Raw genomic sequence first — 13,618 nt, 5'->3', positions numbered from 1 at the left:
GTGGAAGTCACCCCGGCGATGCCCCGAAGGACACCGCCGAGGAGGATTTCAGTGAGGCAGTCGTCCAGTCAGCAGGTAGTCCGTCAGCACTTGGCGATAGTGGTCAGCATCGCGGAACCCCTGCGCCTGAGCTGCTCGGTCCTCGGCCTCTCGTCTCGTCAGCCCGCCCTCGAACTCCAGGATAGCCGCTCGCTCCTCGAAGGCGTCGATGTCCGGAACCGCCGTCATCGCGTCACCGGCAGGCCGACCTTCTCGACGATCTCCCGCTTCTGCTCGTCGCTGATCCCGGCGGAGTAGATGCCGTAGGTCATCCGGTTCTCCGACCGCGCCGACTGGTGACCGACGATCGAGGCGGTGAAGTGCTCCGGAACCCCTGCCCGCTCGCACTGGGTCACGAACCACTTCCGGGTCGAGTGGAAGACGGCCCCTGGACGGACGATCCCAAGACTGGTCCTCAGGGCGATGAACCGCTTCGTCACGATGTTGACGGTCAGCCGGGGAAACAGCCTCCCGTCCGCCGGTAGCCGAGCGAGGATCGGCGTCAGGTCCGAGTGGACCGGAATGAACCGCTCCGCCGCATCGGTCTTCAGCGACCGGACCGCGTTGGGGCGCACCCAGACGAACCAGCCCAGGTTCCCTTTCCAGACCAGATCGTCCCGCACCAGCCCCGCCGCTTCCCCCGACCGCATCCCGGTCAGCAGACAGAACCGCAGGAGGTCGCCGATCACCGGGTCGTCGGCGGCAACCAGTCGTCGGACCTCCTCGTCGGTCAGCGGAGAGTAGCTTCGGTTCTTGCCCTTGGCCTCCACCCTGACCGTCTTGAAGGGGTTCGCGGTCACCAGCCCCTCGTAGACGGCCCAGTCCAGGAAGTGCGAGACCTGCCCCACCGTCCGCCGCTGGGTCCGGGCGCTGATGGTCTCCGACCCGCTGACGGCGATCAGCCGGTCCAGCCCGTAGTTCCTGCACCGGAAGGACTTGCCCGCATGGACCCCGAGCCGAGCCACCTTCCGGGTAAACTCCAGGGCGTCCTCCCGGGTCAACGACCCGATCGTCCTCGCCCCGTAGACCGACACGAACAGGTTGACTGAGAACCGGACGACCTTGAAGCCGCCGGGACGCAGCTCGTCCGATCGCTTGTTCAGGTAGGTCTGTCCCAGTTCCCTGACCGTCTTTCGACCCACGATCACCACGGGCGAGAAGACCACCGGGGCAACCTTCTCCAGGACGGGCTTTTCCACCACCTGCCCCGCCCGAGCCTTGGTGACGATCTCCTCGAACTTCGCGTTGATCTCGGCCGCTCGCTTCTTGGCGACCCGCGCGTCACCGGTCCGGAGCGACTGCTTCAGGGCCGCCCCCAAGATCGGCTGAAGCTCGCGGGGGTAGTTTCGTCGGTACAGGTAGGTCTGCTGCTTCAGGTAGGCGTACTGAATTCGTACGGACATGCGTCCTCCTTCTGGGGGCATCCGCCCCAGTTCCTGGATGTTTCTGGATTTTCTGATTGATTGCCGTCGGTTACTGGGTATCCGGAGATCCTAGCGGCCGCTCGACGACCCGAACGATCATCGACCGGTCAGGCTCGCCGTACTCTCCGGCCAGTGGCCCGGTGAGGGCTTTCCCGGTGACGAAGTCGTCGTGAACCTCGTCCACCTCGAACAGGTGTTCCGGCACGTCATCGAAGGCGGCGATGACCACCGTGTCTCCCGGCTTCATCGGACCAGCCCCGCCTTCAGGACCTCGCGGAGGATCGTCACTGCTAACTCGTGGCTAACCCTGGACGCCGTCCAGAGGACGAGGAACAGCACCAACCAGCTGCGCGGTCCAAAAAGAAAGCCCCCGGCGATGCCGAGGGCGGTCAAGGTCTTCATCATAAGCTCCTGTATCTGCTTCTTTATCTAGATACGGGAGGTTGCTCGGTTTCGTCCGTTAGCGGTGAACTGGCCCAGCTTGAGTCGCGTGACGACTGGTAGCTTTCGGCGCAAAGCGGCTTTTCAACGATCTGTCCGCGAATGGTCGCTCCCAGCCCAAATGAATACCTGGGTCCCCAATAGTCTTGTCCATCGGGGCTTCTTGCCGGCGAAGATCTTCGACGCGCCGAGTTGCTCGCGGACGCCCCAATGCGAGGTGATGGCCATTTTTTCTTTTTGCCCTTCTCTGAAGCGTCAGAAGGGCTTCCCGCCGCAAAAGCAGCGAAGGACCCGACGTCAAGTTTCCTCACCTTGCCATAGCGCCAGTCGATCAGGCCGGCATGGCTGACCCGGTCGACAAACCCGGCGACTGTGTGAGCGGAGGCATTTGCAAGTTCTGCCAGCAGCGATTGGGTCAGGGGCACATCCTTGGGGTACAACGAAAGACAGCCTCTGGCAAATCCGGCGCGATTCACATTCGCCATTTACTGCCGATGGGTCCGGACCGTACGATGCCAGACAGCAGTGCGGTTCTTTATGCGCCGCGCGGACTCAAGAGGACGACCTTCGCGCAGTATTGCCGAGAACCAAGGAGAACACCGATGCCAAGGATGACTGCGATGGCAGCAATTAGCATTTCAATGGTCGTAGGATATGCGAGCGGATGTGCTGCCCAGACGTTTCCTTCAGATCTTCCCTTGGCGATTGTCTGCTACCATGAGCAGAAGCAAAGCTGGGTCGTCGGATATCTGGAAACTGTCAACGCGGACGGTTCGGCGGTCTACGGACGAGGGACGCTAACGGCGAACCTGGGTGTAGAGCGTGTGGTCGAGCCTCCGCGCAACCGGGTGGCTGCCCTCGATTGCTATGGCAAGTCGCTGGAGCAACTGCGCGCCACCGGTCGGCTCGTCGAGCTTCGTCCCGGACAATGAGCGCCGCTGATCCGATCCCCAACCTTGGACCGCCCGAAGGCAGAGTTTTCCGGCTTCGCTCAGGGTGACGGTCTGGTGACGCCCCCCGATTTCGTCAGCATGATCTGGACCTCGTTGCCGATCCCGCCGTGTGGCCGCTCCTCGTTGTTGTATCCACGTCGGCGCTGTCAGAAGAACCTTGCTTGAGATAGGGATGAGTGCGGACTTGCGTTTGGCCATGCCCAAGCCATCTCACTTCCGCTACTTCAACATCAGCCCTGAGATCATCCGTCTGGCGGTGATGCTTTACGTCCACTTCACGCCCGCAGCTACCATCGCCCCACCCGTCGCCCCACTTCGCCCAGCGCTTTCAGCTTGCTGGTACCGATCAACCTCCTACTGAATCTCCTAGCGCCCCAGCCAACATTCCCCGATGCCGTAGAGATAAACCAAACCAAGGGTTTGGATGATTCACGTGGTTTCCGAGCACAGGCAAATCTCCTCGCGCGGTGCTCCACGGCACCGGCACCGAAGTTGATCCGAGCGCGGATTTTCGACCTGGTTGCGCCGGGGGGGGCAGCCGCGCCAGGCCAGCCGGCTCTGCTTCTCACCCCAATCGGAACTTGCTTCACGTCAAAGCACCGTCCGCCCCATCGAAGCAGCCTGATCGGCATGCAAAGAGTGAGTAAAGCAATGACCGATGCAATCACGCACTCGGAGTGGCGGTCAAGGTCTTGCTTCTCATCCTTGCCGCCGATTTCGTCGGTTGCCTGTATCACTGGGCCGAAGACACGTTCGACGATGTTGCCACGCCAGTTTGGGGGTCGCTTTTCGCCGCACCTAATTCCCATCACCAACGCAAAGCGATAGCATTCGACCACGCGAATGGGAGGAGGAGGTGGTGCGCTACGTCTATGGTGCACTGATGGGAGCGTTAGTCTCGGCTGGGGTTGTAGTCGCGTTTGTCTTCGTTCTGACCAACATCGTTGTATCTCCAACTGAAGACTCGGATGTTGGACTTCTCGAAGTTGTGTTGCCAGCACTGGCAGTTGTTGCGGCCGCCATCGGCGCCGTTGTCGGTCTGGGTATTGCCCTCGTATCGGGATCGACTTTGTCAGGCTCAGTCATCATCATACGCAAAGGCCGCCAGCCCCTCCGGATCCCGCAGTCGGATTCGGTTGTATCCGCAGGCGATCCAGCCCGCGGCCTCGAATGCCGCGAGCTTGCGCCCGACGTGATGGCGCGAAAGGTTCGCCATCTCTCCAATCTGCTGGTGGGTGAGTCGAAATCCCGCAGGGTCATCCGGCGTGACCTCTCCTGCCCCCAGGACGCGGAACAGTACAGCGGCCAAGCGTCGGCCTGCATCCGGCGTGAGCAGATCCCGCGCGATCCAAGAGCCTAAGCGATTTCCGATCTCGGCAAGCTGGCCAACGCGGACCGCAACATCGGGATCGGCCTGCATCATAGGCACCAACCGAGTGCGAGAGAGGTAGAGAAGCCGCGCAGGCTCGATGGCGCGATAAGTCAACTCGCGGGGTCCACCGTGCAACACCGCCTTGATGCCGAACCACTCGCCCGCGCGAAAGACATGTCCCAGAAGCGGTGAATGGCGCCGGTGCCCCCCTTCGACGCCCATCGCGCCTGAGATGATGCCGTAGAGGCCGTTCGACACGTCATCTCGGCGGAACACGCAGTTTCCGGCACGCACCTCAACCTGCACGCCCTCACGGACGAACATCTCGCGAAACGCAGCCGGTTGCTCTGACAGCCAGCCACGGGCCGCGAACACGCGTCTAGGATCGGTCTGCAGATCGGTCGTTATGCTCATGGCTGATATCTCCCCGATGCGCAGGGCACCTCAACGCAGATTGATGCTTCGCGCAACATTGCGGGGGCACGAATGGGCGAAGAACGGGACATCACCAACCGGAGGGTCACATATGCAACGTACTTTCACCCTTGGCATCGGAGCAATCCTGTCGATGGCGCTGGCAGCACCCTACGCGGCAGAGGCCTGTTCCCGCGCCGTCTACTTCGGTGAGGATGGGCAGACGGTTACTGGTCGCACGATGGACTGGTTCGTCTCGGATATGGACACAAACCTTTGGCTCTATCCACGTGGGCTGGAACGCTTCAGCAACACCGCAACACCAATCATCTGGAAGGCCAAGTATGGTAGTGTCGTCACGACAATCTACGAGGGCGCGTCGGCAGACGGGATGAATGAGGCCGGGCTGGTCGCCAATATGCTCTACCTGGCGGAGTCGGAATACCCGCCCGCTACGGAGGGAGACACCCGGCCTACGTTGCCAATCTCTGCCTGGGCCCAGTACGTGCTGGACAACTTCGCCACAACGGCTGAGGCGGTCGAAGCCCTGGGCAAGGAGGAGTTCCGGATCGTGCCTATCACCGCGCCGACGGGTGAGAAGGGGACGGTGCACCTGTCGATCTCGGATGCCACCGGTGACTCCGCGATCTTCGAGTACATCGGCGGCAAGCTGGTGATCCACCATGGCCGAGAGTTCCAGATCATGACCAACTCTCCCACATACGACCAACAGCTGGCGCTGGCGGCCTACTGGAAGAACATCGGCGGATCAGTAATGCTGCCGGGTACAAACAGAGCCGCCGACCGTTTTGCCCGGATGTCCTACTATATCAACGAGGCAACGCAGACCGCCGACCCGCGCCGCGCCGTGGCCACGGTGTTTAGCGTCATGCGGAACGTCAGCGTGCCGATCGGGATCAAGATCCCAGGCCAGCCGAACATCGCCGACACGCTCTGGCTGACGGTATCGGATCAGAAGAACCGGATTTACTACTATCAGGACACCAACAGCCCCAGCATCATCTGGGCTAACCTGAACGCCCTTGACTTCAGCGAAGGGTCCCTGCCTCGAAAGGTGCAGCTTGACGGCAATCCCGATCTTGCGGGCGACCAGACGGCGAACTTCCAGCCGGCCGAGCTCTTCAAATTCATGTCGCCCGATGAGTCGCATTGAGTGACCGACGACTTATGGGGCCAGCCGCGACATGCTTCAGCTTAGGCCGTCGAGCATCGTCAGATGCATCTGTGGATTGAGGGTTTCCGTTGAAAGTCGATCTCTAGGCGGACGGAATACGTACGGACATGCGTCCTCCTTCTGGGGCATTCGCCCCAGTTCTGTTTGGTCTGTCGATTTTCTGATTGGTTTCTGCTGGTTACTGGGTATCCGCGGATCCCAGCTGCCCCTCGACGACCCGGACGATCATCGACCGGTCAGGCTCGCCGTACTCTCCAGCGAGTGGTCCCGTCAGGGCTTTCCCGGTGACGAAGTCGTCGTGAACCTCGTCCACCTGGAACAGGTGCTCCGGGATGTCATCGAAGGCGGCGATGGCCACCATGTCCCCCAGGCTTCATCGCACCAGCCCCGCCTTCAGCCCCTCGCGGAGGATCGTCACGGCCAGTTCGTGGCTGATCCTCGACGCCGCCCAGAGGACGAGGAACGCTTTCTTGGGGTGCGGCAAGCGGTAGCCACGTTCACGCGAAATCCAGTTGCTCCGCGAAATGCTTCAGGCACCTAGTGACGAAGCCGCCATCTGCGCCCTGCATCGGGTTTCGTCGGTCGGGCGACCAAGCGAGGCATAGCGGCTGGCCGCCTCTTCAAAAGCCGACACCGCTCGGGCGTCGTTGCTTTCGGCGCGACGCTGAATGCCACGGGCCTCCCAAACTGCAGCCACCCATGGTCCGCCATGCCACATCGCGGCAATCCGTTCGGCCTCGTCCAGCCGGCGATCCACTTGGTCCAGCGCGCCCATCGCGGCCAGCGCAGAGGCCGAAGCAACCCGAAACCCGATCGAGCACGGCTGACAGCCATAGCTGTGCAGGGCCAACAGTCGGTCGCCTTCATGAATCACTGCCAACGCCTTGTCCCGCGACGAGGCCGCGCGAACCGACAGACCCTTCAGGCGGATCAGCAGATGCGGCGACAACCATGAGGTCGCTGCGATCCCTTCCGCCCGGGCTATCAGTCTTCTTGCCTGCCAGTTCCGCCCGCCAGACAAAGCAATCTCGGCCAACCGTTCCAACGCCAGGACGCGACCAGAATTCGCATCCGCTTTGGTCAGCAACGCCTCTGCCTCAGTCAAGAGCCGCTCTGCATCGCGCATCTGCCCCGAGAAAAGCGCCACTTCACCCAGGATGAGCAACGCAAGGCCCTTGCCAGGCAGAGAACCTGCACCTTCTGCGACCGACAGCAATTCCTGCGCCGACGCCCCAATCTCCTGGTGGCCTTTCGCGTTGCACAGGCAGAACTCGGCCAGGCACAAGTGTCCGTCAAATACCTGGCTGACCTTGTCCGGCGCCTTCCGAGCCCAGGCGATGAACTCGGACTGGAATACGGCCTTCCAGCGCCCCTGCATCTGGGCGCATAGGCCCATAAGCGCGCTTGCTTCGCCGACTTCCCGCACCAACCCGGCCGCCATTGCGAGGTCGCGCGTCTCCTCGGCAATATTCCGGGCTTTGTCGAAGTCGCCGCTGTTGAGGTGCAAGAGCCCCCAGGCCAGCGAGGCGCGGATGCGGTCAGTCTGGCTGACCGGATCAACCGCAGGAATGGCAAGCGCCTTTTCATAAATAGCAATCGCTTGCGCGGATGGGCCCAGGCCAATTTCCATCTTCAGGCTTTGGCGCAACTGGTTGAACAGCCGGATCGCTTCCGCCCGGTTGCCGCCATCAAGTGCCGCTTGCATCATCGCGCATTGCGCAGGCTCATCGCTGGGATCGGCGGCGATCAGTCGCTGCCAGAGTTTTCCGGCGCGCAGCAGGTCCAGATGCTTCTGCGCCAGACCGGCACGCGGTGCGTCAAGCCAGTCGGTATAAAGATCATCGGGCAGAAGCGTGCCCCTGTAATGATCGGCCGCAGCCCCGCACACCTCGGGCGTGGGCTGCCTGAGGGCAGCATTTGCGGCGGCCTCGAAAATTTCCGCGTCGATCACAAGGTCAGCGTTCGGGGCCAGGGCAATCGTATCGCCGCTGGTGCTGAGCAACTCATTTTGACCGAGCGCCTTGCGGGCGAAGTGAACGGCCTTGCGCAGGGCGGCCCCGGCCACCTCCGAATCGGCCTCCGGCCAGAAGAGATCCATCACCTGCTCACGGTGCATCCGATGTGACGGCATGACGGCCAGCAGCTTCACCAGCGCGGCCGCCCGGTCGCGGCGCCAAAGGGCTGGCGCGACTGAAACTCCGTCCAACGCGACAGAAAAACCGCCAAGTATCTGGATTTCAACACGCATCCTACAGCACCGTGCCCATTCCGCCGCAATGATCTTCGTCGCAAGACACGAGGCCAAGAGGAACGCTGACGGAACATAGCCGCGCTAGTTTGACCGGGCAATCACCAAGCTAAGGAGAAACCCATGTCACTTCGCATCAACGACATCGCCCCGGACTTCAGCGCCGAAACCACCCAAGGCCTGATGAACTTCCATGAGTGGCTTGGCGGGTCCTGGGCGGTGCTGTTCTCGCATCCGAAGGATTTCACGCCGGTCTGCACCACGGAACTGGGTCGGATGGCGCATCTGGCACCCGAATTCGCCAAGCGCGGCGTCAAGGTGGTTGGCCTGTCGGTCGATCCGGTCGACAAGCACGCGCTCTGGGCCGATGACATTGCGGAAACCCAGGGGGCCATGCCAGACTTTCCGATGATCGGCGATCCGACCCTTGCCGTGGCCAAGCTTTACGACATGCTGCCTGCCGCTGCAGGCGATAGCGCCGATGGCCGTACCGCCGCCGACAACCAGACCGTGCGGCATGTCTTCGTCATCGGTCCCGACAAGAAGATCAAGCTGATGATCGCCTATCCGATGACCACAGGCCGGAACTTCGACGAGATCCTGCGCGTGATCGACAGCCTGCAACTGACCGCCAACCACCGAGTTGCGACCCCGGCGAACTGGACCTTCGGGCAGGACGTCATCATTGCAGGCTCGGTCAGCAATGAAGAGGCAAAGGGCCTTTATCCCGACGGCTGGGCCGCGCCCAAACCCTATCTCCGCATCGTGCCGCAACCCGGTGTGAGCAAAGTTTAAGGGAGAGAAACTGATGAAGACCCGCATCCTCGTTCTCGGCGCCGGCTTCGGCGGGCTGGAACTGTCGACCTCGCTATCCGAGGCCTTGGGCGACAGCATCGACATGACGTTGATCGACAAGTCCGATGGCTTCGTCTTCGGATTCTCCAAACTGGACATGCTGTTCGGCCGCCAGTCAGAGGTCATGATCCGCAACCCCTATTCCACCTTTGCCAAGCCTGGCGTCAGGCTTCTGCGCGAAACGATCACCGCCATCGATGCCGAAGCCAAGCGCGTGACGACTGACAAGGGCACACACGAAGCCGATATCCTAGTGATCGCCCTCGGCGCCGATTACGATGTCAGTTCAACGCCGGGCATCACACTGGGTGTGAACGAGTTCTATTCGGTCCCAGGTGCGGCACATCTGGCCAAGGTCCTGCCCGGCTTCCAAGGCGGGGATGTTGTGGTGGGGGTCTGCGGCGCGCCCTACAAATGCCCGCCGGCGCCGGCCGAATGTGCGCTGATGATGCATGACTATGTCAAGGCCCGCGGGTTGGAGTCCGTCACGCGCATCACGCTCGTCAATCCCCTGCCCTCGCCCGTTCCGCCCTCGCCGGACACGTCCAAAGCCATCCTGGCGGCCTTCGAGGAGCGTGGGATCACCTTCATTCCCAACACGCGCGTCACGGCGGTCGAGGGCAAGACGGTTGCGCTGGACAACGGCACCAATCTGCCATGCGATCTGTTCCTCGGCGTTCCGAAGAACCGCGCTTCGGATGTGGTCGTCGCTGCTGGCTTGACCGAAAACGGCTGGGTTCCGGTCGATCCCTACACCCTGCAAACCAAGATCCCGGGCGTCTATGCCGTGGGCGATCTGGCCAACACCGGCGTGCCCAAGGCCGGGGTGTACGCCGAAGGGGCCGCCCGTACCGTGGCAACCAATATCATCGCGATGCTGCGCAACCAGCCTCAGACAGCGCGCAACCCCGGTGCAGGCTCCTGCTACATCGAGTTCGGTGCAAACCGGATCGCCCGGGTGGACGTCGATTTCCTCTCCGGCCCGAAGCCTTTCGGTACATTCCACGGTGCCTCCGAAGCACTTCGCGTCGACAAGGAGCATTTCGGCGCCAGCCGTCGCAGCCGCTGGTTTGGTCTATAGAGCGCTCCAAAGGACCGGCGATCTGGTCAGAGAACGAGGAATAGCACCCACCGGCTGCGCGGCCCAAAAATAAAACCCCCGGAGATGGCGAGAGCGGGCAAGATCTTCATCATAAGCTCCTGTATCTGCTTAATTATTCAGATACAGGAGGTTGCTCACTATCTTCCTCAACCGCGGAACGCCCAAGCGGTCGTGCTGCGCGGGGGTCGCCTTCGGCCCAGAGCGGATGATGAAGATCCTCCCTCGAAGGTTCTGTCCTGCCCTTCTCGGCCGGCCGCGCTATAGCGTTCCAAGGCTCTGTTCGGCCAATTTGAGCAGCGGTGCAGCTTTCTGTCGTGCCGCTACGACGCGGGCAGCTTCAAAATCTCGAGCCGCTTCTGCCCGCTCTCCCAAAGCCAAGAACGCTTTTCCGCGCATCCTGTGAATCTCGGAAAGGTACCCCAATTCGCCACGCATCGTCGCGTCTGCCAAGGTTTCATCCATGCGTGAAATGACACTTATGGCGCGGCCGATGCCGATTTCAGCTTCGGCGATGTGCACTACACGCAATGGATCGGTGACGCGGGTGCGCGTCCCGAGGAACCTGTTCCGGGCCGTCTCGAACTTCTCGACTCCCGCTTCAGTGTCGCCCAAATGCGATTCGGCGATGGCCAGCTGGATTTCAGCGTCTGTTGCCCACATCAAGAAGCCTTCGTCCTCGCAGAGCTGACCGAGACACGTGGCTGAGTTCTGCAGGTTGATCCAGTCCCGGCGCATCGTGTGCAGGTGGCCCGTCACCGCCAAGACTAAGGCCCGCGTTGCCGCGTGGTTCAGCGTATCAACAATCTCGTAAGTCTCGGCGAAACGTCGGTTCGACTCTTCGTCGCGCCCAAGCATCCAGAGCGAGGTTGCTGCGGCAATGCCGATTGTCGCGGTGGACGACAGTTGGAGCGTTCGCACAATGGCCCGTTCCAGATCATAATTGAAGCGAGCGAAGGCAAGGTCACCCCGCAACACCGCCTCGTCATGCTCTCCACGCCAAGTCCGAGAGAATGCCATCGCATGGTCGGCCAAGGTCAGCACAAACGGTGATCCGGCCGCCGCCGCCATGGCGTCAAGCGTATGGGAAATATCCAGCGACTTGTTCAGTTCTCCTCGCAGGAATGCGGTAGACCAAAGGCCCCAAGTCGAGAAGTACAAGCTCTGCACGTCGTTCAGGGCTTCGGCATAGTCGCGAGACAAGGCGCAGGCCTGTTCGACTTCATCTGACGCCCAACCAAATACCGGCATGGACGCACTGGTCAGCGCCTGCTGGGCCATGAGGCAGCGCTTCAGCTTGTTTTCCGTATCAGGAAGTTTCGCGTTCTCCGCCATGCACTGGCGCAGATAGGTCAGCGCAGAAAGATGCGCGGCGCGGTCCAGCGCGTTCATGCCGGCGGCGAGCCAATGCTCGGCCGCCGGTTCGGGAAGCTCTCCGCAGGAACAATGGTGGGCAACGACTTCCGGTTCGAGTCCTGCAAACGCAGGATGTTCTTCCATGATCGCTCGGGCGATGGTGCCATGTGCTTCCCGCCGGCGCTTCTTCAGCAATGCGCCATAGGCCGCGTCTTGCAGCAAAGCATGGTGGAACACGACATCAATGCGACCGTCGTTCCGCCGTTCCAAAACAAGGCCGGAATCGCATAAACGCCGAAGATCCCCTTCGAGATCAGAGTGATCTGGTGCGATCACACGCAGCATATCGGGCGTGAACTCTCGTCCGATAACACTCCCAAGCTGCGCCAGTTCCTTTGCACCCCCAAGCCGGTCAAGTCGCGCCATAAGGGAATCCTGCAAGGTTGCTGGAATTTCGATCGGAGCCGATCCCTGCTCAGCAAGATTGCGGTTGCCAGCGGAGTCGAGAACCGCCTTAGTCAGTTCTTCTACGAACAGAGGCACACCACCCGCTTTGTCGAGGATAGAGCGAGTCAGACTTGCTGGGATGGACCGGTTCTGTGCCACCGCCTTGACCAGTGCTTCCCCTGCGCCTGAATCGAGTCCACGCAGGCCAAAAGACGCTTCGCCCTCTTTAAGTGGCCACTGCGGCGTATAATGCGGGCGGTGAGAGACCAGCAACAGCGCCTTCGTCTCGCCCAATCGTGGGATCAGCCCCGCGATGAAGTCACTGGTCGCCCCATCTGCCCAATGCGCATCCTCGAGTACAATGAGCGTGGGAATATCTTCAGCCTGCTGCAGGACACGGCGCGCAAGGATGGCGTGGAGCTGGCGCGCACGCGCGGCGGCATCCATATCGGGCCGGTCCAGGCTTGGCAGTCCTAACATATCCGCCAGCCATGGAAGATCCTCGGCTGCTAGCCCCGGGGACCTTTCGACATAGCGCGCGAGCGCGTCACGGCGCGACTCCTCGACCATATCACGATGAATACCGGCTGCCGTCTCAAGTTCGCGCACGACGGGGTGCATCGGTCGGCTCGCCAAGTGTGAGGCGCATTGCCAGTGAATTTCATGGTGCGGATCAGAACCGATTTGCTGTGTAAATGCACGGATAAGGCGGGATTTTCCGATACCGGCCTCCCCGTTTACGCAGATAACCCCGCCACTCCCTGTCCTGGCCTGTGCCCATTTCCTGTTAAGCCAAGCCAGTTCCTCGTCCCGTCCAAAGATCGGGCTTAGGCCGCGACTTGTTTGTGCGTCGAAGCGGCTGCGCGCCGTCCCCTCGCCCAGGGCACGGTAGACCGGTACGGCGCCGCCCAATCCCTTCAATTCCACGCTGCCGCGGTTTTCGTAGACGAATAGTGCGCCGCAAAGGTTCCGCGTGGCGTCCGAGACGATGACCTCATCAGGGGCGGCCGTTTGCTGCAGACGAGCGGCGAGGTTGGGTGTTTCGCCAACGACAAGCGCACCGGCATCGGCGTTTCCCTCCGCATCACCGATCACGACGATCCCTGTGGCGATCCCGATCCGTACACGCAGCGGCGCAGGTGCGCTTGTCCTCACTTGGCCAATACCCTCGACTATCGCAAGTCCGGCGCGAACAGCGCGCTCTGGGTCATCCTCGGCCGCTTGGGGAAAGCCGAAATAGGCCATGACTCCGTCGCCCTGCGTATAGGCGACATGACCGCCATTCCCGCGCACGACGAAAGAGCAGAAGCGAAGATAGGACTGAATCACATCGCGCAGGTCTTCGGGATCGAGTTGCGAAGCCAGATTTGTCGAACCCACCAGATCGCAGAACAATGTAGTCAGCTGGCGCCGCTCCGCGGAGGGTCCGCGCTCGGAAACTGCAGCAGGACCCGGTCTTGCGCCAACGGCACTCAAGAAACGGAGGACTTGATCATCGGAAAGAGGGAGTTTCCTTAATTCCGCTGCTGTAATCTGAGCGAGCATCCCCGCATCAACAGCATTTGATGACAGGACGGCATAAAGGTCGGACAAATCAAGTCGGACCAGAGCATCACGTAACGCGTCCGACATTTTGGCGCCCCTTCATCTTAAAGTGCAAAGGATTAGCGGCTTCCGTACTCAAGTCTGGACCATCGACATCTATCGGAGTCAAGAAAAACGGGCCCAGCACCAGGAAACCGCAGGTGGCCGTATTTCGGGGAGAAGCAGGTAGT

At 61.4% G+C, this 13,618-nt stretch carries 13 protein-coding genes and 1 pseudogene; 6 read left to right on the top strand and 8 right to left on the bottom strand.

Going from position 1 to position 13,618, the window contains the following annotated elements:
* Window positions 1-48: 48 nt before the first annotated feature.
* The 4 genes from L0V05_RS13190 to L0V05_RS13175 form a co-directional block, all read right to left on the bottom strand.
* Window positions 49-228, bottom strand: a complete 180-nt coding sequence (locus L0V05_RS13190; RefSeq protein WP_234871204.1) for a hypothetical protein — start codon at window positions 226-228, stop codon at window positions 49-51.
* The gene (locus L0V05_RS13185; RefSeq protein ID WP_234871202.1) at window positions 225-1,442 is read right to left on the bottom strand and encodes a DUF6538 domain-containing protein; all 1,218 of its coding nucleotides are present in this window, start codon (window positions 1,440-1,442) and stop codon (window positions 225-227) included. The genes L0V05_RS13190 and L0V05_RS13185 overlap by 4 nt, the downstream gene beginning before the upstream one ends.
* Window positions 1,443-1,512: 70 nt before the next feature.
* The gene (locus tag L0V05_RS13180; protein ID WP_234871200.1) at window positions 1,513-1,710 is read right to left on the bottom strand and encodes a hypothetical protein; all 198 of its coding nucleotides are present in this window, start codon (window positions 1,708-1,710) and stop codon (window positions 1,513-1,515) included.
* Window positions 1,707-1,865: a hypothetical protein gene (locus L0V05_RS13175; RefSeq protein WP_234871198.1), complete on the bottom strand. Its 159-nt coding sequence runs from the start codon at window positions 1,863-1,865 to the stop codon at window positions 1,707-1,709. Before L0V05_RS13175 ends, L0V05_RS13180 begins: the two co-directional genes overlap by 4 nt.
* Window positions 1,866-2,602: 737 nt before the next feature.
* Here L0V05_RS13175 and L0V05_RS13170 point away from each other — a divergent pair.
* The 3 genes and pseudogenes from L0V05_RS13170 (at window position 2,603) to L0V05_RS20735 (ending at window position 3,741) form a co-directional block, all read left to right on the top strand.
* Window positions 2,603-2,836, top strand: a complete 234-nt coding sequence (locus L0V05_RS13170) for a hypothetical protein (protein WP_234871197.1) — start codon at window positions 2,603-2,605, stop codon at window positions 2,834-2,836.
* A 217-nt stretch (window positions 2,837-3,053) separates the two neighbouring features.
* Window positions 3,054-3,134, top strand: a pseudogene (locus L0V05_RS13165) (IS6 family transposase); the annotation flags it as partial.
* A gap of 400 nt (window positions 3,135-3,534) precedes the next feature.
* Window positions 3,535-3,741, top strand: a complete 207-nt coding sequence (locus L0V05_RS20735; RefSeq protein WP_406565973.1) for a fatty acid desaturase CarF family protein — start codon at window positions 3,535-3,537, stop codon at window positions 3,739-3,741.
* Between the two features lie 194 nt (window positions 3,742-3,935).
* On the opposite strand, the gene L0V05_RS13160 is transcribed toward L0V05_RS20735, so the two are convergent.
* On the bottom strand, window positions 3,936-4,643 hold the full coding sequence (locus L0V05_RS13160) for a Crp/Fnr family transcriptional regulator (RefSeq protein ID WP_234871195.1): 708 nt from the start codon (window positions 4,641-4,643) through the stop codon (window positions 3,936-3,938).
* 112 nt (window positions 4,644-4,755) lie between these two features.
* On the opposite strand from L0V05_RS13160, the gene L0V05_RS13155 reads away from it, so the two are divergent.
* Entirely contained in the window at window positions 4,756-5,817 is a 1,062-nt protein-coding gene (locus tag L0V05_RS13155) for a linear amide C-N hydrolase (RefSeq protein ID WP_234871193.1), read from the top strand.
* A gap of 199 nt (window positions 5,818-6,016) precedes the next feature.
* On the opposite strand, the gene L0V05_RS13150 is transcribed toward L0V05_RS13155, so the two are convergent.
* Together L0V05_RS13150 and L0V05_RS13145 are read right to left on the bottom strand one after the other, a co-directional pair.
* Window positions 6,017-6,199: a hypothetical protein gene (locus L0V05_RS13150; protein ID WP_234871192.1), complete on the bottom strand. Its 183-nt coding sequence runs from the start codon at window positions 6,197-6,199 to the stop codon at window positions 6,017-6,019.
* A 168-nt stretch (window positions 6,200-6,367) separates the two neighbouring features.
* Entirely contained in the window at window positions 6,368-8,086 is a 1,719-nt protein-coding gene (locus L0V05_RS13145) for an AfsR/SARP family transcriptional regulator (protein ID WP_234871190.1), read from the bottom strand.
* A 123-nt stretch (window positions 8,087-8,209) separates the two neighbouring features.
* Here L0V05_RS13145 and L0V05_RS13140 point away from each other — a divergent pair, with 123 nt between their 5' ends.
* Window positions 8,210-8,881 (top strand): peroxiredoxin, encoded by a 672-nt coding sequence (locus L0V05_RS13140; protein WP_234871188.1) that lies wholly within the window; start codon window positions 8,210-8,212, stop codon window positions 8,879-8,881.
* Between the two features lie 13 nt (window positions 8,882-8,894).
* Window positions 8,895-10,022, top strand: a complete 1,128-nt coding sequence (locus L0V05_RS13135; RefSeq protein ID WP_234871186.1) for an NAD(P)/FAD-dependent oxidoreductase — start codon at window positions 8,895-8,897, stop codon at window positions 10,020-10,022.
* A 279-nt stretch (window positions 10,023-10,301) separates the two neighbouring features.
* On the opposite strand, the gene L0V05_RS13130 is transcribed toward L0V05_RS13135, so the two are convergent.
* Window positions 10,302-13,475, bottom strand: coding sequence for an AAA family ATPase (locus tag L0V05_RS13130; protein WP_234871185.1), 3,174 nt, complete (start codon window positions 13,473-13,475; stop codon window positions 10,302-10,304).
* Window positions 13,476-13,618: the final 143 nt, after the last annotated feature.

Origin of the sequence: Alitabrizicola rongguiensis (assembly GCF_021491355.1) — a bacterium.
In the GTDB taxonomy this organism is placed as follows: Bacteria; Pseudomonadota; Alphaproteobacteria; order Rhodobacterales; family Rhodobacteraceae; genus Aliitabrizicola; species Aliitabrizicola rongguiensis.
The sequence above is the reverse complement of the archived record's forward strand: the minus strand, read 5'-3'. Positions and strand labels throughout refer to the sequence as shown.